Source organism: Leifsonia sp. 115AMFTsu3.1, from assembly GCF_004362795.1.
Taxonomy (GTDB): domain Bacteria; phylum Actinomycetota; class Actinomycetes; order Actinomycetales; family Microbacteriaceae; genus Leifsonia.
The window spans coordinates 378,342-398,031 of sequence record NZ_SNYB01000002.1 but is presented as its reverse complement, the minus strand read 5'-3'; the positions used below and the strand labels follow the sequence as shown (position 1 = coordinate 398,031).

Here is a 19,690-nt window from a genome sequence, read left to right as displayed (position 1 = left end):
CGGTGCGGGTCAGGCGGCGGGGCCGGGACCGGCGACCGACGAGGTGAGCGGCTGGCCGCTCGACCGGGTGGCGAAGCAGTAGTACGAGCGTTGGCCGTCCTTCCACTGCTGCTCCGTGGCCGGGAACGAGCCGGTGACCTGGAGGTCCGGGTATGCGCCTGCGGCACCCAGATCGACAACGCCACCCGCCGTGCAGAGGCCGGGGATCTGCTGCGCGAGGGCGTCTGCGCCGGGATACGGCGCCGCGGGGTCGGCGGAGAGCAGGTTGGTGTAGACGAGCTGCGCGGTGTGCGGAGCGGCGCAGTCGACGACGGTGAACTCCTCCGCCCACACGGTCGTGAACGGCTGGATGCACTCGCCGCCGCCCAGCGCATCCCACGGGTGCGTGCCGGCGCCGACGGCGGCGGCTGGCTTGGGCGTCACGGTGGGCACCGGGGTGGGGGTCGGGGTCGGTGTCGGGGTGGGCTTCGCGGAGGCCGACGCGGTGGCCGCCACCGGCGCGGGTTTGGCGGCACCGAGCCACGACGGGATGCGCGTCCCGATCGCGAAGAGGCCGATGAGCACCAGCACGACGGCCAGGGCGCCCCCGACCATGAGCAGGATGCGGTTGTTGCGCGAGTTCCAGAAGTCGCCACCGGTCGGTGAGGCGGGTGCGGCGGTGGCGCCTGCTGCGCCGTCGGCCGTGGACGCGGAAACGGTAGCGGCACTGCCGGTTCCGACGGCCGCAGCGGAGGCGGCTGCGGCCGAGGCGCCCGCGGCGGTGGGAAGCTCCCACGCCGGGACAGCGGACGGTTCGGGTGCAGTGGGCGGGGCGGAGGTGGTGTCGACAGGGACGGTCTGCGTGAACGCGAAGGGTGTCGTCGCAGTGAGCTGCGGACCCTCGACTCCGGCCGCGGGTTCCGGCGCTTCGTCGATCGATTCGTCCGTGCTCTCGTCGCCCGGCTCCGCGAGCGGTTCGGCAACGATCGGCGATGCGGGGCCGGTCCCGGGTTCCTCATCCACCTCGCCGAACAGCTCGGCCAGTCCGTCGGACTCCTCCGCCTCGACGTCGTCGGCTGCAGTTTCGTCAGCGGCTTCAGGGGCCGACGGCTCAGTGGCGAACGGCTCCGTGGCGAACGGCTCCGTGGCGAACGGGTCCGTGGCGAACGGCTCCGGCTCTGACGCGCTCGCGATGCTCTCGGCGTCGATCGGACTGGTGGCCGGCGACGGCAGGCCACCCATCGCCAGTTCGGCCTCGGCGGCGGGGAAGGCCGGAGCAGGCGGAAGGGATTCGACGGGCTCGTCGCGCAGCAGCGCGGCGATCTCGGATGTGTCGAGCTGCTGCGTCGGGGTGTCGACGACGTCCGGGGCGTCGAACGCTGCGGGCGGCTCGTATGCCGACGGCGACGCGGGCGGTGCGGCGAGTCCCGGCTCCTCGTGAGACGCGCGCAGGAGGTCGGCGATCTCCGCCGCATCCTCCTGCTGCTCCGGCGTCTCGACCGGCGGCTCGAAGAGCGCTGCCGCGTCGATCGGGGGAAGGACCGGCTGGTGCAACGACGACGAGGCCGTGAGCGGCTCCTCGGCCGGGGGGAGGATCGCATCGGCGATGGGCGTGGCGGGCGGCTCGGTCGGCGCGGGCGGCCGGGTGAACGCGGACGGGTCGATCGGGATGACGCTCGTCGTGTCACCGATGATGGATCGGCCGGACGGAACATCGGACTCAGGCGCCCCGAAGCCGAGCAGCGCGGCGAGGCCGTGGCCCTCCTGCTCGTCCGACTCATCCTCGTCGTCGGCGGGGATCTCGGGCGCGTCGAAGATGGTCCGCGGCTTCTCCGGCTCGGGCGCGGGCGTCGGCAGCGCCGGTTCGATCACCCAGGAGCGGACGACGGCAGGCGGCTCCTCGTCCGACGGCTCGGTCGCCGACGGCTCGGTCGCCGACGGCTCGGCCGGCGACGGCTCCTCGGGCGCGGCGAACGGGGCGAAGATGCCGGCCGAACTGGGTGCCTTCGGCTCCACGAACGTCGAACGGAAGACGGGCGGTACGAGTGGAGGCGCGGCATCGGCTTCCGGCTCGGGCTCGGGCTCGGCGGCCGCAGCCGACTCCGCAGACGCAACCGGCTCCGCAGGTGCGGCCGGCTCGTCGGACGGCGTCTCGACTCCGAGCGGTTCGAAGAGCGCGGTCGGCGTCGAGTCGGTCGGCGCCGGCTCGCTCGCCGTCGCTACCGGCTCGCTCGGCGCCGCAGCGAACGGAGCCGTCTCTTCCTCCGCCGGACGGGACGCCTCCTCCTGCTCGACCAGAGGGTCGCCGCCGACTCCCGGCGTCAGGTTCCAGTTGAACGCGACCGGGAACTCCGTCGGCTGCTCTTCGACGACCTCGGGCTCCTCGATGGCGCTGCCCAGCAGTTCGTCGAACGGCGACGGCTCGTCCGACGGAGTCGCGGGCGCCGCATCCACTTCGATCGGAGGAGTGGGGGCGGCCGGTCCCGCGTCCGCTTCTTCTTCCGCGTCGTCTGCCGGGACCTCGGGCATCTCGGCCACCGCTGGCGCATCGGCGGGACGATCGACATGACGCCCGCCGGTCAGCTGCTGCAGCAGCCAGTCGGCGCTGCCGAACTCGGGCTCCTCCGCCTCCGGCTGTTCGGCCGGGACCTCGGGCGCATCCCGTCGTTCGTACGGACGTTCGTCGTCCGCAGCGCCCCGCCCGCGCTCGTCGGACACTATGCCAGCCCCAGGTCCTTCAGGCCGATGGCGGCGTAGTAGGGGTAGCCCGCGGCCTCGATGGCCTCACGGGCGCCGGTGTCGCGGTCGACCACGACGGCGACGGCGGCGATCTCGGCGCCGACCTTGCGCAGCGCCTCCGCGGCCTTGAGCGGGGAACCGCCGGTCGTCGAGGTGTCTTCGAGCACGATCACGCGCTTGCCCTCGAGGTCGGGGCCCTCGACCTGCTTGCCGCGGCCGTGGTCCTTCGGCTCCTTGCGCACGACGAACGCGTCGTAGGTGAGGCCCTGAGCGGCGCCCTGGTGGAGGATCGCCGCGGCGACGGGGTCGGCGCCCATGGTCATGCCGCCGACGGCGAAGACGTCGGGGATGTCGCGGACGAGGTCGATCATGACGCGGCCGATGAGCGGTGCGACGCGGTGGTCGAGGCTGACCTTGCGCAGGTCGACGTAGTAGCTCGCCTTCTTGCCGCTGGTGAGCGTGAAGTCGCCGTGGAACACGGCCTCGGCGGCGATGTAGTCGATGAGCTGCTGTCGTGCGTCGGTCACATCCATGATTCTAGAGGGGAACCCGCCGGACCCCGGGAGTTCTCCACAGGGCATCCCTGTTCCACGGACGCCTCCCGGCTCGGGCGACGTCGGCGGCGGCCGATACGATCGGAGCATGCGCGTCGCGACCTGGAATGTGAACTCGATCCGCACCCGCGTGGGCCGCGTCGTCGACTGGATGGTCCGCGAGGACGTGGATGTGCTCGCCATGCAAGAGATCAAGTGCAAGCCCGAGCAGTTCCCCTACCAGCCGTTCGAAGACGCGGGTTACGAGGTCGTACTGCACGGCCTGAACCAGTGGAACGGCGTCGCCATCGCCAGCCGCCTGCCGCTGGAGGACGTGACCATCGGCTTCCCCGACATGCCGGGATTCCTCAAAGACCATGACGGGCCCGACCTCCCGAAGGAGGCGCGCGCGATCGGCGCGACGGTCGAGGGCATCCGCCTCTGGAGCCTGTACGTGCCCAACGGCCGATCGCTCGCCGACCCGCACTACGTCTACAAGCTCGACTGGCTGGCCGCGCTGGCCGCCGACACGCAGCGCTGGCTCGCCGACGATCCCGCCCTCCAGCTGGCGCTCATGGGCGACTGGAACGTCGCGCCGCTCGATTCCGACGTCGGCGACCCGAGCCTGGTGCCCGGCATCTCGACGCACATCTCGCCGCCGGAGCGCACCGCCTTTGCGGCCTTCGAGAAGGCCGGGCTGACCGATGTCGTCCGGCCGATCGTGCCGGACGGCTACACGTACTGGGACTACAAGCAGCTGCGGTTCCCACGCAACGAGGGGCTCCGCATCGACTTCATCCTCGGCTCCCGCGCGTTCGCCGACCGGGTGGTGGATGCGAGCATCCACCGCAACGAGCGCAAGGGCGACGCCCCCAGCGACCACGTGCCCGTGCTCGTCGAACTCGCGCCCATCGCCGCGGCCGACGATGACGACGACCGACCGATGATCTTCGGCTGACAGACACCCGATGAGCACGCCGCCTCCGCCTTACTCCGGATACCCGGTTCAGCCGGGTCTCCCGCCGCCCGTGCCTGCACGCCGGCCGGTGGTCGTCTGGGATCTGGTGACCTCGATCATCCTGCTGGTGTTCGCCGTCGTCGTCGCCGCCATCCTCACGTTCGCCGCGTTCTTCCTCGCGTTCGCGAGCGACCCCTGTGGGGCGTCGACGGTGTGCGACACCGATCGCATGGGCGTCGGCTTCGTCATCGCGCTCTTCGGGCCCGGCGTGGTCACCCTGATCACGGTGGTCGTCACCGTGGTGCTGCTGATCGTCCGGCGGATCAGCTTCTGGGTTCCGATCGCGGGCATCCTGCTCGCCGTCGGCGTGTGGGTCGGCGGCGCGGCGCTCGTCATCTCCGGTGTGCCTGGCGCATCCCTCTAGTCGCGTTCCTCCACCGCATCCGGACCGGCCGGGCCAACTTTCGTTACGAAGCGTTGCGCCGGGCCAGCGAGCGCCGGGCCCGCGTCGGTAGTTTCAGAGCACCATGACCGCCTCGTCCTCCGCCTACCCCGTCGAGTTCTCCGGCGTCGCGCGCTCGTTCCCGGCGCCGAACCGGCGCTCCGGGAAGCGCACCCAGGGCGATCGCGGGCGCGAGGCGTCGGCCCCCACCACGCGCACGGTGCTTCGGGATGTGTCCCTCCGGATCCGCGCGGGCGAGGTCGTCGCAATCCTCGGCCCGAGTGGATGCGGCAAGTCGACCCTCCTGCGCATCGCCGGCGGCCTCGACGCGCCCACCGGCGGAGCCGCCCTCATCGACGGAACCGCGGTCGCCGGGTTCGACGCCCGCTGCGCCGTCGGATTCCAGGAGCCGCGGCTGCTGCCGTGGCGTTCGCTCGCCGACAACGTCGCGCTCGGTCTGCCGCGCGGCCTCGAACGCGCCGCCGGGCAGCAGCGGGTCGCGCAGCTGCTCGAGCTCGTCGGACTGACCGGTTCCGCGACGCTCCGGCCCCGTGAGGTCTCCGGAGGCATGGCGCAGCGTGCGTCGCTCGCCCGTGCCCTGGCCCGCAACCCGGGCGTCCTCCTGCTCGACGAGCCGTTCGGCGCTCTCGACGCCCTCACCCGCCTGAAGATGCAGGACCTCCTGCTCGACATCCACGCTGCGGCGCCCGCCACCATCCTGCTGGTCACGCACGACGTCGACGAGGCCCTGCAGCTCGCCGACCGCGTCGTGCTGCTCGGCGCAGAGGACGGCCGGCCGGGTTCGACGATCCGCAGCGTCACGACCGTGCCCGGCACCCGACCGCGCGACCGCGGCTCCGCCGAACTCGCCCAGCTGCGGGCCGAGCTGCTTGACGGGCTCGGCATCGACCGCCACGGCCGCGCCCGCGACGAGCAGCGGGCGACCGTCCCCGTCTTCCCGTACTGAACCGCACCACCCGCACCAGAGCACCGCCACAGCCGCACCACCCGCTCCCCCACACACCCCCGAGAGAGGCATCATGCGCCGCAGACCCACCATCCTGACCGCCGCCGCCGGCATCGTCGCGGCCGCCAGCCTGCTGCTGACCGGCTGCGTCGCCGGCGAGGGCTCCGCGTCCGGCGCCACCAACTCCGCCGGAGTGACGAAGGGCGGAACGCTCAACATCGACTTCGCGACTTACAACCCGCTCAGCCTCGTCATCAAGAAGGAGGGCTGGCTGGAGAAGGCCCTGAAGAAGCAGGACATCACGGTCAACTGGGTGCAGTCCGCCGGGTCCAATAAGGCGAACGAGGCGCTCCGCTCCGGCGCGATCGACGTCGGCTCGACCGCCGGCTCGGCCGCGCTCCTGGCCCGCTCGAACGGATCGCAGATCAAGACCATCGACATCTTCTCGCAGCCCGAGTGGTCGGCCATCGTCGTCGGCCCGAACTCGACCATCACGTCGGTGAAGGACCTCAAGGGCAAGCAGGTCGCGGCCACGAAGGGCACCGACCCGTACTTCTTCCTGCTGCAGGCGCTCGAGGCGAACGGTCTCTCGGCCAAGGATGTCACCATCCAGAACCTCCAGCACGCCGACGGCTGGGCCGCCCTGCAGAACGGCTCCGTCGATGCGTGGAGCGGCCTCGACCCGATCATGGCCAACGCCGAGAAGTCGGGCGCGAAGCTCATCTATCGCAACGTGAAGTTCAACACCTACGGCTTCCTCAACGCCACGGAGTCGTTCCTCGACTCGAAGCCGGATGTCGCCCAGACCGTCGTGAACACCTACGAGTACGCCCGGGCCTGGGCCGAGAAGCACCCCGAGGAGACCGCGAAGATCCTCTCGGATGTCGCCGGCATCGACCCCGCCGTCGCCACCACGGTGATCACCGAGCGCACCAACCTGGACGTCTCGAACATCCCCGGCAACGCGCAGCTGGCCGTGCTGAAGAAGGTGGGCCCGATCTTCGTCGAGTCCGGCGACGTGAAGTCCCAGACCGACATCGACAAGGCGCTCGACTCGCTGCTCGACCCGACCTTCGCGAAGAAGGCCGACCCGAGCGCCATCGGAGGCTGACGCATCCCATGACCGTCCAGAACGCACCGGAGGTCGTCACGACGGCGGCCGCACGCACGTCCGTGCTGTCGCGCCGCGGGGTGAGGATCGCCGCGGGGTTCGTCATCCCCGTCGTGCTGCTCGCCGTGTGGCAGGTGGCGTCGACCTCCGGTGCGTTCACGTCGTCGCAGCTGCCGTCGCCCGCGATGGTGTGGGAGGCCGCGGTCGACCTCGCCCAGCGTGGATTGCTGGGGCAGTTCGTGGCGATCTCGACCCAGCGGGTGCTCATCGGCTTCGCTTTCGGCGCGGGCCTCGGCCTCCTGCTCGGGGCTCTGGTGGGTCTGTCGCGCTGGTCGGATGTGCTGTTCAGCCCGACGCTCGCCGCCATCCGGGCGGTTCCGTCGCTCGCCTGGGTGCCCCTGCTGATCCTGTGGTTCAAGATCGGCGAGGACTCGAAGATCATCCTGATCGCGATCGGCGCGTTCTTCCCCGTCTACACGACGGTCGGCGCTGCGCTGAAGCACGTCGACCGTCAGCTGGTGGAGGCGGGACGCGCGTTCGGGCTGAACGGCGTCCGGCTCTTGACGACCGTCCAACTCCCCGCCGTGCTGCCGTCGGTGATCTCCGGTCTCCGACTCGCCATGGCGCAGGCGTGGCTGTTCCTCGTCGCCGCAGAGCTGATCGCGTCGTCGATGGGACTCGGCTTCCTGCTCATCGACTCGCAGAACAACGGTCGGACCGACCGCCTCTTCCTGGCGATCATCCTGCTGGCGATCCTGGGCATCATCACCGACTCGCTGCTCGGTCTGTTCGAGCGGTGGACGGCCCGCCGCTGGGGCTGAGCCTCGTCGCACGATCCACCTGTGAAGTCCAGGGTCTATACCCATTCGCTGCCGGGCCTACCGTCGTCCCGGAACCCAGATGACAGCGAAAGGAGCCGTAATGGCTGCAGTGACCAAGTCCATCGACGTCAACGTGCCGGTCTCGACGGCGTACAACCAGTGGACCCAGTTCGAGTCCTTCCCGCACTTCCTCGACGAGGTCGAGGAGATCCGCCAGGTCGACGACACCACGAACCACTGGCGCGTGAAGATCGGCGGCGCGGAGCGGCAGTTCGACACGGTCATCACCGAGCAGCTTCCGGACGAGCGGGTGGCGTGGAAGTCCGTCGCGGGTGACACGGAGCACGCGGGCGTCGTGACCTTCCACCGGCTCTCCGACACCGAGACCAAGGTGACGGTGCAGCTGGAGTGGGCGCCGTCGGACGCGCTCGAGAAGATCGGGTCCGTGTTCGGCCTCGACGACCACGCCGTGAAGAAGGACCTGGAGAACTTCAAGAAGTTCATCGAGTCGCAGGGCACCGAGACGGGTGCCTGGCGCGGCGAGGTGGACCGCGGCGACACGGTCTGATCCGTCCGCTCCTCCCCCAGAGCTACGAGAACGGCGCCGGTGCGATCTGCACCGGCGCCGTTCTCTGCGTCGGGGCTTGGGCGTCCCGGGATCTGCGCGTACCGTCCCTCCAATGAACGCGACACCGGACGCCCCCGACGAGCACCAGAGCGACGCCGACCAGACCGCGAAGGACCGCTCGTACAGCCCCGCGAGCGTGCGCGAGACCGAGGTCAAGCAGGAGGAGTCGGATGGCGCCGCCGTGCGCCCGGGAACCGGCGGCCCCGACGACGTGGGAGATATCCCCGTCCCGCCCGAGGACGACCTCGACCCCGCCGCGATCGTCGAGCGCGGCGACCCGAGTCACCGAGCCGGCGACGCCTGACCACGCGGGCGATCAGGCGTCGCACGCGGGTCAGCGGGTCGAGTCGACCTTCTCCGATGCCAAGCGCCGGCGGGCGGCCGCGGAGTAGATCCGCTCGACGATCCACAGCAGGATGCCGATGCCGAGGAGCCCGAGCGCGATCGTGTACTGGCCGACCGGGCGGCCGGAGGTCCACGGGAACACCAGATACAGGCAGGTGATCGCACCGATGATCGGCAGCACCGTCGGCGACCGGAAGTGCTTGTGGTCCACCGGCTGCTTGCGCAGCACCAGCACGGCCACGTTGACGACCGCGAACACCGCCAGCAGAAGCAGGGATGTCGTGCCTCCGAGCAGGGCGACGATCGAGCCCTTCGGGTCGAGCGACACGTAGATGATCAGGGCCACGGCGAGCGCCGTGGTGAACAGGATGGCCGTCCACGGCGTCCGGCGCTTGGGCGACACCTTCGCCAGGAACGGCGGAAGCACGTTCTGGCGGCTCATGCCGTAGAGCAGGCGGCTCGCCATCATCATGTTGATGAGAGCGGTGTTGGCCACGGCGAACATCGAGATGAACGGCAGCAGGTCGTTGATCGGGAAGCCCGGCGCCGCCGCCTCGACCGCCAGCACCAGCGGGGTCTCGCTGCCGGCCAGCTGGCCGATCGGGACCAGCGCGACGACGGTGATCGACACCAGTACATAGATGACCGCCGCGATGCCGAGTCCGCTCAGCATCATCTTCGGGAAGATCCGGCTCGGCTCCTTCGTCTCCTCGGCCATGTTGACCGAATCCTCGAAGCCGACCATGGCGAAGAACGCCAGCGAGGTCGCCGTGCTCACGGCCAGCAGAACGCCCTTGTCCTCCGGCGTCTCGAACGCGACCACCTGCGACCAGTCCGCGTTGCCGCCGCCGATCGCCCAGAGCCCGATGAAGATCACCAGCAGCAGACCGGAGAGCTCCACGAGGGTGAGCACGACGTTGAGCCACACGCTCTCGGAAACGCCGCGCAGGTTCACCAGCATGATGAGCACGATGAAGGCGAGGGCGATGAGCAGCGTCGTGACGTTGTCATCCGGGATGCCGAAGCCGACCGTGAGGTTCACCGCGAACGCGCGCGACGCCGTCGACGCCGACGTGATGCCGGACGTCATGACGATGAAGCACACGATGAACGTGAAGAAGTGGATGCCGAACGCTTTATGCGTATACAGAGCGGCGCCCGCGGCTTGCGGGTACTTGGTGACCAGCTCGAGGTAGGAGAAGGCGGTCACGGTCGCCACGGCGAACGCCAGCAGGAACGGCAGCCACGCCGCGCCGCCCACCTCCGCGGCGACCTGACCGGTCAGGGCGTACACGCCCGTGCCGAGGATGTCGCCGACGATGAACAACAGCAGCAGTCCCGGCCCGAGGGCTCGTTTCAGCTCCGGCTGTTCCGGCTCGACGGTCTTGACCACCTGGGTCCACGACGGATCGCTCACGGTCGGCTCCCTTCGACGTTCGCTCGGGGAGCCACTGTATGTGAGTTCTCACAGAAATGGGAGTACCGACGCGGGCTATTGGCGGCCGGTGAACCCCTCCATCGAGTCGTAGACGCCGAAGACGCGGCCGGCGACGGCGTCCCACGCACGGGTAGGGAGCACGCCGCGGAGGGTCCGGGCCAGCCCGACCGTCCAGGGGAGCATCAGCATCGGACGGCCCGCGAGCATCGCCCGCCAGACCCGGTCGACCACGTACTCGGGGCTCATCACCGGGGTCAGGAGCGGCCCGCGGGCGCCCTCGAACATCCCCGTGTCGATGTAGCTCGGCGCGACCGTCGTGACCTTCACGTGGCCGTAGCCCTGCTGCTGCAGTTCGAGGCGGACGCTGTCGCTCCAGCCGATCACCGCCCACTTGCTTGCGGCGTAGACACTCATGCGCGGGTTGGAAATCGTCCCGGCAGCCGAGGCGATGTTGACGATGCGGGCCTCGCGGGGGCTCTGCTGCATCCCGGGCAGGAACTCCCGCGTCACGTACATCGGGGCGAGAGCGTTGACCTGCATGGTCGGGCGGGTGTCGTCGCCGTTGTCGTGCTCCCAGAAGTACTTGCCCCGCACGATGCCCGCGTTGTTGATGAGCACGTCGATCCCGCCGAGCTCCTTGCGCACCGCCTGCGCACTCTGCGCGATCGCGCCGAGCTCCGCGAGGTCGACGACGTAGGGCAGCACACTGGTGGATGCCTTCCCGGCCGCCGAGCTCGGTGACCGTGGCGGCGCTCCCCAGGCAGCGGCGGTGCGTCCGGCGAGCACCTCGCGCCGCAACCGGTGCGTCAGCTCGGTGAGCGCAGCCTCGTCCCGGTCCCAGAGCACGACCGCTCGCGCGCCCTCGAGCACGGCGCGCTCGGCGTACAACCGCCCCATGCCCGAGGCCGCGCCGGTGATGAGTACACGCGCCCCGCGAACCGTTCTCGCCATCCCCCCATCATCGCAGCGTCCGTCCCTCCCGTCGCCTCCGGCCTCGGCCCACCGTCGAGTCCGCAAACTTTGCACGCCCGCGCGGCGTTTCGTGTGCAAATTGTGCGGACTCGACGGTGGGGGCGACGGAAGGGTTTGTTGCGCATCGCAGCGGGACGGCGCAGTTTTCCGCCGGAAGAGACAACAAAACGCTCGCGATCCCCGGATAGGCTCGTCACATCCACACCCTGCCGCGTGCGAGCGGCCGACCAACGACGGGAGGTTCGTCATGTCTCAATTCGTCCAGCACTTCACCGCAGACGCCATTGTCGGGGAGCCCGAGGTCGTCGAGGACGGCCGCCCGGTCCGCGAGGTCGCGAACGACCCCGCCTGGTTGCGCCTCAAGGACGCCGCCGTCGCGCTGCAGGCCCTCCAGGTGAAGGACGGCTCGGTCGAGCAGGAGTCCGACCGCCCGGCCGCCGCAGAGCACGTCCGCACCATCGTCGACTCGATCGCCGCACTCGCACCGGCGTTCCCGCACGACGCGTCCTACTTGGCCGCGCTGCAGCGCGACTTCACGCGCTGGGCGGACGAGGGCTTCGGCGTCCCCGACTTCCTCGACGCGCTGAACGAGTTCCAGCCGCAGCAGCACCGCGTGGATGGGCTCGGCCACCTGGTCGTGTTCCCCATGTACACGCAGAACGGCAGCCCCGACCGTCACGTCGAGGCCCTGCTGGTCGAGGTGATCTGGCCGGAGTTCGTGGCGGAGCTGGAGGCCGGCGACTACGGCAACAAGCTGTTCGTCGCCCTGCGGTTCGTGGACTTCACGCCCGGTTACGACACCAACTCGGCGGTGCTGTTCCCCGAGACCGTGGCCATGCGCGAGATCCCCGCGTTCACCTGGGGTGCCATCTTCCAGGACCGCGAGGCCGCCCGGTACCGCCGGGTGGTGCGCGCCGCCGCCGAGATCACCAAGCTGGAGCTGCCGGACGACGCGGCTGCGATGCTGGACGACCAGCACCTCACGGAGGAGACCTTCGTGATGTGGGACATCATCCACGACCGCAGCCACATGCGCGGCGACCTGCCGTTCGACCCGTTCATGATCAAGCAGCGGATGCCGTTCTTCCTCTACTCGCTGGAGGAGCTGCGGTGCGACCTGACCGCCTTCCGCGAGTCGGTGAAGCTGGAGCGCGAGCTCAGCGCCCTGCCCGACGCCGAGCTCTCGGAGGCGCAGCGCGCTATCCGCGACCACGCGCACCTGGTGCAGTACGCGGTGATCTTCGACCGCATCTTCCGGTTCGCGATCACCGGCAGCCGCGTGCGCAACTACGACGGACTCGGCGGCCAGCTGCTGTTCGCGTGGATGCACCAGCACGACGTGCTGCACTGGACGGACACCCAGCTCACCATCGACTGGGAGAACGTCTCCGACGTGGTCATCGCCCTCAGCGACCGGATCAACGACCTGTACTGGCGTTCGATCGACCGGCCGAAGGTGGCGCACTGGCTGGCGGCCTACGAGATGCTCACCGAGACCCTCACCCCGCACCCCGCCTCCAACTGGGCGCGCGGGCTGTCGGACGAGGTCCTGGCCGGACCGCCGAAGGGCTACACCGACCAGGTGCTGGACGACGAGTTCCCGCTCTCGATGTTCTACGAGGCGCTGAACAAGAAGATGGCGACCGTCATCGAGTCGACGGCCGGCATCACCGGGACGACGGACGCGGCATGACGGACGCCCCCTCGGCGGACCAGGCGGCCCGGCCCTCCTCGGAGGCCGGGCCGCTCGGCGCGGACACCGTCCGCGGCCGGCTCGTCCTGATCGCCGGCGCCACCAGCGCGTCGGGCGAAGCGGTCGCCCGCGCGCTGGTCGCGGCCGGCGCGACCGTCCTGGCGGTCGGAACCCGGCAGGAGGCGCTGGATGCGCTGGCCGCGGCGGTCCCGGGCGTCGAGACGCGTCCCTGCGATCTGTCCGACCGGGATGCAGTCGCCGAGCTGGCCATGCGCATCCACCTGAAGTTCGGCCACATCGACGGCCTCATCCACCTCGTGGGCGGCTGGCGCGGCGGCGGCGGGATCGCGGGCCAGAGCGACGAGGACTGGGAGTTCCTGGAGCGGGCCTTCCGCACCCTCCGCAACACCACCCGCATCTTCTTCGACGACCTCGTCGCCTCGCCCGCCGGCCGGCTGGCGATCGTCTCGTCGACCGCGGTCGAGAAGCCGTACCCGGGCGGCGCGAACTACGCTGCAGCGAAGGCGGCAGCCGACGCCTGGGTGCGCGCCATCGCGCAGGGCTTCGCCAAGCAGGCGCCCCAGTCGGCGGCGACCGTCTTCGTCGTGAAGACCCTGGAGGGCCTCGAGCCGCAGCTCGGAGACGAGGTCGTGCGCCTGTGGGAGCAGGACGCGGCGGCGGTCAACGGCCGACGCATCCCCCTCGAGCCTGGGAAGATGGAGTCGTGACGCTTCAACTCCACGACCTCACCCTCCGCGGCTTCGCCTCCGACAACTATGCGGGTGTGCACCCCGAGATCCTCGACGCCATCGCGGCCGCGAACAACGGCCACCAGATCGCGTACGGCGAGGACGTCTACACAGCGCGCCTGCACGAGGTCTTCGCCGAGCACTTCGGCGAGGGCGTCGAGGTGTATCCGGTGTTCAACGGGACCGGGGCGAACGTGGTCGGCCTGCAGTCGATGCTGCCGCGCTGGGGCGCCGTCGTGTGCGCGAAGACCGCGCACATCAACACCGACGAGGCCGGTGCGCCCGAGAAGGTGGCGGGCATCAAGCTGCTCCCGGTCGAGACGCCCGACGGCAAGCTGACGCCGGAGCTCATCGACCGCGAGGCGTGGGGCTGGGGCGACGAGCACCGCGCTCAGCCGCTGGTCGTGTCGATCACGCAGACGACCGAGCTCGGTACCGCGTACACGGTGGAGGAGGTCCGCGCGATCGCCGACCACGTCCACGCGCTCGGCATGAAGCTGCACATGGACGGCTCCCGCATCGCCAACGCGGCGGCCACCCTCGGCGTCCCGCTGCGGGCCTTCACGACGGATGCCGGCGTGGATGTGCTCAGCTTCGGCGGGACCAAGAACGGCATGCTCTACGGCGAGGCCGTCGTCGTGCTCAACCCGCAGGCGTCGGAGGGGATGATCTATCTCCGCAAGCTGAACATGCAGCTGGCGTCGAAGATGCGGTTCATCTCGGCACAGCTCATCGCGCTGCTCACCGACGACCTGTACCTGCGCTCGGCCTCGCACGCCAACGCGATGGCGACTCGGCTGCGCACGGCGCTGGAGGCAGGCATCGCCGATGGCAGCATCCAGGGCGTCGGCTTCAGCCAGAAGACACAGGCGAACGGAGTCTTCGCGACCCTCCCGAGCGGCGTCGCCGACCGGCTGCGGCAGCACTTCCGGTTCTACGACTGGGATGCGGCCAACAACGAGGTGCGCTGGATGTGCGCATTCGACACCACGGAAGAGGACATCGACGCCTTCGTGGCCGCACTCGCGCAGGAACTGAAGGCCTGAGCGACGCTTACCCCTCGCACTGGGGCCAGACCGGGGTACAAAATTGTCCTCCATTCAACCTACACAATGGGGACTTTTCCTGTAGTCTCGAAGAGCGGCGGAGGAACCCGAATATCCATCCGGCGTAACCCCGAAACGTATGCCGGGCCGTGTGAAGAAACCCTAGTCTTCCCACAGCCCGGCATCGTGGTTTAACGGCGGAAGCACAGCACGGCGGATGCGCAGGGCGCCCAGGTGCAGCTGACGTGCGGTCGCGTCCGCGTTCCAGGAGTGGAACGCGATCACGTCCGTCCCGTCCGGCGCGACGGTGAGCGAGTTGTGGCCGGGACCGCGCAGGTCGCCTCCGCTCTTCAGCAGCGCCGGCTGGTCCACATGGCTCCACGGTCCGAGTGGATGCTCGGCAGCGGCGACGCCGACGGCGTACCCGGGCCCCGTCCAGGCGCCGCCGGAGTACGTCAACCAGTACCGCCCGCCGCGATGCAGCACGGCGGGCCCTTCGAGCGTGTGCCAGTCGAACCGTCGACCGTGGATGAGCCGGTCGCGTTCATACAGTTGCCAGTCGGCGTCGGGGGCGAGCACCGGGACCGGCGGTCCGTCCAGGGTCGTCATCCCCTCGTCGAGCGGGGCGACGGCGAGGTGGGTGCCCGGGCGCTCGTGGTCGAGTACGTCGTGCGCGAAGTAGAGGTACCAGCGGCCATCGACGTCCTGGAACGGGTGCGCGTCGATCGCGAAGACCTCGCCCGGGGTCAGGTCGACGCCGAGGTCGCGGAAGGGTCCGACCGGGGAGTCGGAGCGCGCCACCCGCAGATGGTGGCCCTCGATGCCGCGGCCGACCGAGTAGTACATCCAGTAGGCGCCGTGCGCGTAGGCCACCTCGGGCGCCCAGTAGTCCGCCCCGAGAGTGTCGTCGACGCGTTCCAGCACGGCCCCGGCGCTCTCCCACTGCACCAGGTCGGGCGAGCGCAGCGCCTCGAACACGCGGTCGCCACCGCTGCCCGGGTGGGTGCCGTAGGCGACGTACCCGCCGTCGGGCAGACGCAGCACGAACGGGTCGGCGAAGTACCCCTCCCAGACCGGACCCCAATGCCGGTCCACGTGGAGGAGGGCACCGGTCACGGCGCGAGCTCCGGCAGGCCGCTCTTCCACGTCACCGGGACGGCGTGCATGCCACGGTAGGCGAACGCCTCGTCCCACGAGTGGAAGAGCATCCAGTCCTTGCCATGGAAGGTCACGAGGTCCTCGCCGCCGGGCCCGAGGTACCGTCCCTTCGAGCCGGGGGTCGAGAGCAGCGGCTCCTTCTCCTTGGTGTACGGCCCGAGCAGGCTCTTCGCCGTCGCGACACCGGTCACGTAGGAGGAGTTGGCGTAGTCGTTGGCCGAATAGAGCAGCACGTACTCGTCGTCGTGGCGCACGATCACCGGCGCCTCGACGAGCGTGCCCTCCCACGACTCGGTCTGCTTGATCAGCCGGGTCGGCTGCCCGGTCAGCGAGGCGCCGTCGGCCGACAGCGGCTGAGCGGAGATCCAGGTGTCGTAGCCGCAGCAGTTGCCATCGTTCTTCCAGACCAGGTAACGCTGGCCGTTCTCGTCGGCGGTCACGCTGGCGTCGATCGCGCCACCTTCATCTTCCGGGCAGACCAGGGGCTTGTCCGCCGTCGAGGTGAACGGCCCCTCCGGCCGGTCGGCGAACGCGACGCCGATGCACTGGAACTTACTGGCCGCGTCCGACGCGGTGAAGTACAGGGCGAACCGGCCGTCGGCGAGCTCCGCCGGGCCGGGGGCCCAGGTCTTGCCCTTCACGGCCCACGACGGCAACTCGGGCATCGCATCCTCGTCGCTCAGCGTCCACGTCTTCATGTCGTCGGAGGTGGCGACCTGGACGTTCACGGCGGCGGTGTTGGTCGCGTACGCGTACACCCGGTCGCCGACCACCAGCGCGCCGGGATCGGGGAAGTCGCTGTCGATCTGGAAGGGCGCGACCTCGCTCGACGGCGACGCGCCGGGCTCCGAGCCGGCCGAGCATCCCGCGAGCGCCGCCGCCAGAGCGATGGCCGTCGCCGTGACAGCGGCCGCGCGGCGCATCCTCACCCCTTGACCCCGCTGGTGGCGACGCTCTCGACGATCTGCTTCTGGGCGAAGAAGAACAGGATGAGCACCGGCACCGACGCGATCACGGCGCCCGCCATCACGATGGCGTAGTGCGTGGAGTATGCGCCCTGCAGCTGCGACAGACCGGGCTGGAGCGTCAGGTTCTCCGGGCTGAGCAGCACGTAGACCGGCCACAGGAAGTCGTTCCAGTTGGCGAGGAAGCTCAGCACCGCGAGCGTCGCGAGCGCGGGGCGGGCCAGCGGCAGCACGATCTGGAGGAAGATCCGGAAGTCGCCGGCGCCGTCGATCCGCGCCGCCTCCTCGATCTCCGCCGGAAGGCCCACGAAGAACTGCCGGAGGAAGAACACGCCGAACGCGCTCGCCGCACCCGGGATGGTGATCGCCCAGATCGTGTCGAGCCAGCCGAGGTTCTGCACGATCAGGTAGTTCGGGATGAGGAAGATGACCGGCGGGACGAGCAGGGTGGAGATGATCAGGCCGAAGACGATCCGCTTGCCCCAGAACTCCAGGCGGGCGAGCGCATAGGCGGCCATGCTCGCCGTGACCAGGATGAGCACCGTCTGCAGCGCGGCGGCCGCGAGACTGTTCAGGAACCAGCGGAACACCGGCTGCTGACCGCTCGACAGCGTCGTGTACGCCTCGGTCGAGAACGGGTTCGGGAACGCCGAGTACGGGTTGCGGATGGCGTCGCCGTCCGTCTTGAACGAGGTCAGCAGGATCCACGCCAGCGGCAGGATGACCACCAGCGCCAGCACGATCAGCACGGCGTAGAGCAGGGTCTTGCGGGCTGCCGCCTGCGGCGTCTGCTTGCGCCGCGCGCGGATAGTCCGGGGCGTCTCGGTCTTTTCGGGGGCCGTCGTCGTCATGAGGCGCTCTTCTCTGCCCGCTCCCGCTGCCGGCGGAAGTTGATGATGCTGATGATCGCGAGGAAGGCGAACAGCACGTAGCTCATCGCCGCCGCGGCGGCCAGGTTGTTCTGCGACAGGCCCTGGTCGGCGATGTACATGATCGCCGTGCGTGTCGTGTTGCCCGGACCGCCCTTCGTGATGAGGAACGCCTGCCCGAACATGTTCGCGCTCGCGAGGATGGTGATCGTGATGACGAAGGTCATGACCTGGCGGAGACCCGGCAGCGTCACGCTGATGAACTGGCGCCAGGCTCCTGCTCCGTCGAGCGCGGCGGCTTCGTAGAGGTCCGGGCTGATGCCCTTCAAGCCGGCCAGGATGATGACCGTGTTGAAGCCCATGGTCCACCACACGGTGACGCCGGCCAGCGTGACCCACACCCACGGTACGTCGACCGTCCAGGGCAGGTTGTCGGGCAGGCCGATCATCCCCAGCAGGTGGTTGATGATGCCGGACTGGGTGTCGAGGAGGTACTTCCAGATGACGCTGATGACGGCGACACCCAGCACGTAGGGGGCGAAGAAGACACCGCGGAAGAACGAGCCGGCGCGGATCCTCTGGTTGAGCAGCACTGCGATCAGCAGCGGGATGATCAGGAGGAAGGGGACGCTCGCGAGCGTGAAGATGCCGGTGGCGGCCATCGACTGCCAGAAGTCGCCCGACGTCGCACTGCCGGGGGTGAACAGATCGATGTAGTTCTGCAGCCCGATGAACTTCTGGGTGGCCCGGAACGGGCTCCAGTTCGTGAGGCTGATCCACAGGCCGAACACCGCGGGCGCCAGCACGAACACGATGAAGAGGATGAGGAACGGCGCCAGGAAGATGTAGGCGACGCCGGTGCGCCGGGGTGCGCCGGGCCGTCGGCCGGCCTTCCTGCCGGAGCGGGACGGGCGTGGCGCCCCGGTCTCCCGGGGCGCCACGATCGAAGCGGTGTCAGTCACCGTACTTCTCTTTGTTCTGCTTCAGCAGGGTGTCGGCCTTGGCAGCCGCGTCATCCAGAGCCTGCTTCGGGTCCTTCTTGCCGGTGATGGCCTCGTTCACCGCGACGGTGATCGTCGCCTCCACCGTGGTGATGCCCGGTGCGATGGGCTCGTAGTGCGCGTAGGGCAGCTCGTCGAGGAACGGCTTCAGGTTCGGGTAGGTCTGCACCAGCTTCGGGTCGTCGCGAACCGAGTTCTTGGCGGGCAGCTCACCGGTCTTCGGCCAGTCGGCCGAGTTGTCGTTCATCCACTTGACGAACGTCGCCGCGGCGGCGGTCTTGTTCTTGTCCTGGCCCTTGTTGTTCATGAACATCCAGTGGGTGGAGCTCGACCAGACGGCCTTCTCGTCACCGATCTGCGGCACGGCGACCGCCTGCCACTTCAGCTTGTCGAACGCGGTGTTGGTGGTCTGCCAGACACCGTTCCAGTTGAAGGCGGTTTTGCCGGCGATGAGGGCGTTGATGTTGCCGTCCTGCGCCACGTCGGCCGGGCTGTAGCCCTTCTTGATCAGGTCGGTCATCCAGGTGAGCGCCTTGACGCCCGCGTCCGAGTTGAAGGTCGCCTTCGAGACGTCCTTGTTGAAGAGGTCTCCGCCGTACTGCCAGAGGAGGCTCTCGAACTCGAAGGTCCCGGTGAAGACGTAACCGTCGACCCACTCGCCCTGGACGCCCGCGGCCTTCAGCTTCTCGAGCGCCGCCAGGTAGGAGTCCTTGTCCTGCGGGATGCTGTTCGGGTCGACCCCGGCCGCCTGCAGCACGTCCTTGTTGACGTACAGGCCGAGCGGAGTGATGCTCCACGGCACGGCGTACTGGCTGCCGTTGTACTTGCCGGCGTCGAGCAGCCCCTCCGGGAAGTCGTCGGCCTTGTAGCCGAGGGACTTCACGATGCTGTCCGCCTTGAGCACGAGACCCTGCGCTGCGTAGGTGGCGATGTCGTCGCCGTGGCCGACCGCGACGTCCGGGCCCTTGCCCGCCTTCACGGCCAGGGGCATCTTGCGGGCGATGTCCGCCCACTCCATCGGAACATCCTTGACGACGATGTTCTTGTGCTCGGAGTTGAACTTGTCGATCAGCTTCGGCACGAGCACGGGAGCGGCGCCGCCGGTCCAGCCGTTCCAGAAGCTGATGGTGACCTTCGGTCCGGTGTAGTCGGCGGAGGAGACGTCTCCGCCACCTCCGGAGCTGCTGCTTCCGCAGGCCGTCAGCGCGAGCCCGAGGCCCGCGGTGACCGCCACTGCGATCGCACGTGCGGCGAATCGCTTCTTCATGTGATCTCT

General features: G+C 69.5%; 19 protein-coding genes. 10 read left to right on the top strand and 9 right to left on the bottom strand.

Annotated features, from left to right (window positions below; all coding sequences use genetic code 11):
* Positions 1-9: 9 nt before the first annotated feature.
* On the bottom strand, positions 10-2,697 hold the full coding sequence (locus AXZ95_RS12890; protein WP_026307311.1) for a hypothetical protein: 2,688 nt from the start codon (positions 2,695-2,697) through the stop codon (positions 10-12).
* Complete coding sequence (gene pyrE / locus AXZ95_RS12885; RefSeq protein WP_018192401.1) at positions 2,697-3,251, bottom strand: orotate phosphoribosyltransferase; 555 nt, start codon at positions 3,249-3,251, stop codon at positions 2,697-2,699. The genes AXZ95_RS12890 and pyrE overlap by 1 nt, the downstream gene beginning before the upstream one ends.
* A gap of 109 nt (positions 3,252-3,360) precedes the next feature.
* Here pyrE and AXZ95_RS12880 point away from each other — a divergent pair, with 109 nt between their 5' ends.
* The 7 genes from AXZ95_RS12880 to AXZ95_RS12850 all read left to right on the top strand — a co-directional run bounded on the left by AXZ95_RS12880 (position 3,361) and on the right by AXZ95_RS12850 (position 8,482).
* Positions 3,361-4,209, top strand: coding sequence for an exodeoxyribonuclease III (locus tag AXZ95_RS12880; protein WP_018192402.1), 849 nt, complete (start codon positions 3,361-3,363; stop codon positions 4,207-4,209).
* A gap of 10 nt (positions 4,210-4,219) precedes the next feature.
* Positions 4,220-4,633 (top strand): hypothetical protein, encoded by a 414-nt coding sequence (locus AXZ95_RS12875; protein ID WP_231374498.1) that lies wholly within the window; start codon positions 4,220-4,222, stop codon positions 4,631-4,633.
* A 103-nt stretch (positions 4,634-4,736) separates the two neighbouring features.
* On the top strand, positions 4,737-5,618 hold the full coding sequence (locus AXZ95_RS12870; RefSeq protein WP_018192404.1) for an ABC transporter ATP-binding protein: 882 nt from the start codon (positions 4,737-4,739) through the stop codon (positions 5,616-5,618).
* Between the two features lie 73 nt (positions 5,619-5,691).
* Entirely contained in the window at positions 5,692-6,729 is a 1,038-nt protein-coding gene (locus tag AXZ95_RS12865; RefSeq protein ID WP_018192405.1) for an aliphatic sulfonate ABC transporter substrate-binding protein, read from the top strand.
* An 8-nt stretch (positions 6,730-6,737) separates the two neighbouring features.
* The gene (locus AXZ95_RS12860) at positions 6,738-7,550 is read left to right on the top strand and encodes an ABC transporter permease (RefSeq protein ID WP_018192406.1); all 813 of its coding nucleotides are present in this window, start codon (positions 6,738-6,740) and stop codon (positions 7,548-7,550) included.
* A 100-nt stretch (positions 7,551-7,650) separates the two neighbouring features.
* The gene (locus AXZ95_RS12855) at positions 7,651-8,118 is read left to right on the top strand and encodes an SRPBCC family protein (protein ID WP_018192407.1); all 468 of its coding nucleotides are present in this window, start codon (positions 7,651-7,653) and stop codon (positions 8,116-8,118) included.
* 112 nt (positions 8,119-8,230) lie between these two features.
* Positions 8,231-8,482 (top strand): hypothetical protein, encoded by a 252-nt coding sequence (locus AXZ95_RS12850; RefSeq protein WP_018192408.1) that lies wholly within the window; start codon positions 8,231-8,233, stop codon positions 8,480-8,482.
* A 30-nt stretch (positions 8,483-8,512) separates the two neighbouring features.
* On the opposite strand, the gene AXZ95_RS12845 is transcribed toward AXZ95_RS12850, so the two are convergent.
* Positions 8,513-9,940 carry an APC family permease gene (locus AXZ95_RS12845; RefSeq protein ID WP_018192409.1) on the bottom strand — a complete coding sequence of 476 codons (1,428 nt, stop codon included), beginning with the start codon at positions 9,938-9,940 and terminating at the stop codon, positions 8,513-8,515.
* 75 nt (positions 9,941-10,015) lie between these two features.
* The gene (locus tag AXZ95_RS12840) at positions 10,016-10,912 is read right to left on the bottom strand and encodes an SDR family NAD(P)-dependent oxidoreductase (protein WP_018192410.1); all 897 of its coding nucleotides are present in this window, start codon (positions 10,910-10,912) and stop codon (positions 10,016-10,018) included.
* Positions 10,913-11,180: 268 nt separating this feature from the next.
* On the opposite strand from AXZ95_RS12840, the gene AXZ95_RS12835 reads away from it, so the two are divergent.
* From AXZ95_RS12835 to AXZ95_RS12825, 3 genes are read left to right on the top strand one after another with little or no spacing between them, the layout of a single operon-like run.
* The gene (locus AXZ95_RS12835; protein ID WP_018192411.1) at positions 11,181-12,626 is read left to right on the top strand and encodes a DUF6421 family protein; all 1,446 of its coding nucleotides are present in this window, start codon (positions 11,181-11,183) and stop codon (positions 12,624-12,626) included.
* Entirely contained in the window at positions 12,623-13,354 is a 732-nt protein-coding gene (locus AXZ95_RS12830) for an SDR family NAD(P)-dependent oxidoreductase (protein WP_018192412.1), read from the top strand. The genes AXZ95_RS12835 and AXZ95_RS12830 overlap by 4 nt, the downstream gene beginning before the upstream one ends.
* Positions 13,351-14,421, top strand: coding sequence for a low specificity L-threonine aldolase (locus AXZ95_RS12825; RefSeq protein ID WP_018192413.1), 1,071 nt, complete (start codon positions 13,351-13,353; stop codon positions 14,419-14,421). The genes AXZ95_RS12830 and AXZ95_RS12825 overlap by 4 nt, the downstream gene beginning before the upstream one ends.
* Positions 14,422-14,583: 162 nt before the next feature.
* On the opposite strand, the gene AXZ95_RS12820 is transcribed toward AXZ95_RS12825, so the two are convergent.
* The 5 genes from AXZ95_RS12820 to AXZ95_RS12800 are packed head-to-tail and all read right to left on the bottom strand — an operon-like array spanning position 14,584 to position 19,681.
* The gene (locus tag AXZ95_RS12820) at positions 14,584-15,537 is read right to left on the bottom strand and encodes a glycoside hydrolase family 43 protein (RefSeq protein WP_018192414.1); all 954 of its coding nucleotides are present in this window, start codon (positions 15,535-15,537) and stop codon (positions 14,584-14,586) included.
* The gene (locus AXZ95_RS12815) at positions 15,534-16,502 is read right to left on the bottom strand and encodes a glycoside hydrolase family 43 protein (RefSeq protein ID WP_018192415.1); all 969 of its coding nucleotides are present in this window, start codon (positions 16,500-16,502) and stop codon (positions 15,534-15,536) included. The genes AXZ95_RS12820 and AXZ95_RS12815 overlap by 4 nt, the downstream gene beginning before the upstream one ends.
* Before the next feature lie 2 nt (positions 16,503-16,504).
* Positions 16,505-17,395 (bottom strand): carbohydrate ABC transporter permease, encoded by an 891-nt coding sequence (locus AXZ95_RS12810; protein ID WP_018192416.1) that lies wholly within the window; start codon positions 17,393-17,395, stop codon positions 16,505-16,507.
* Positions 17,392-18,375 (bottom strand): sugar ABC transporter permease, encoded by a 984-nt coding sequence (locus AXZ95_RS12805; protein ID WP_018192417.1) that lies wholly within the window; start codon positions 18,373-18,375, stop codon positions 17,392-17,394. Before AXZ95_RS12805 ends, AXZ95_RS12810 begins: the two co-directional genes overlap by 4 nt.
* Positions 18,368-19,681 (bottom strand): ABC transporter substrate-binding protein, encoded by a 1,314-nt coding sequence (locus AXZ95_RS12800; protein WP_018192418.1) that lies wholly within the window; start codon positions 19,679-19,681, stop codon positions 18,368-18,370. Before AXZ95_RS12800 ends, AXZ95_RS12805 begins: the two co-directional genes overlap by 8 nt.
* Positions 19,682-19,690: the final 9 nt, after the last annotated feature.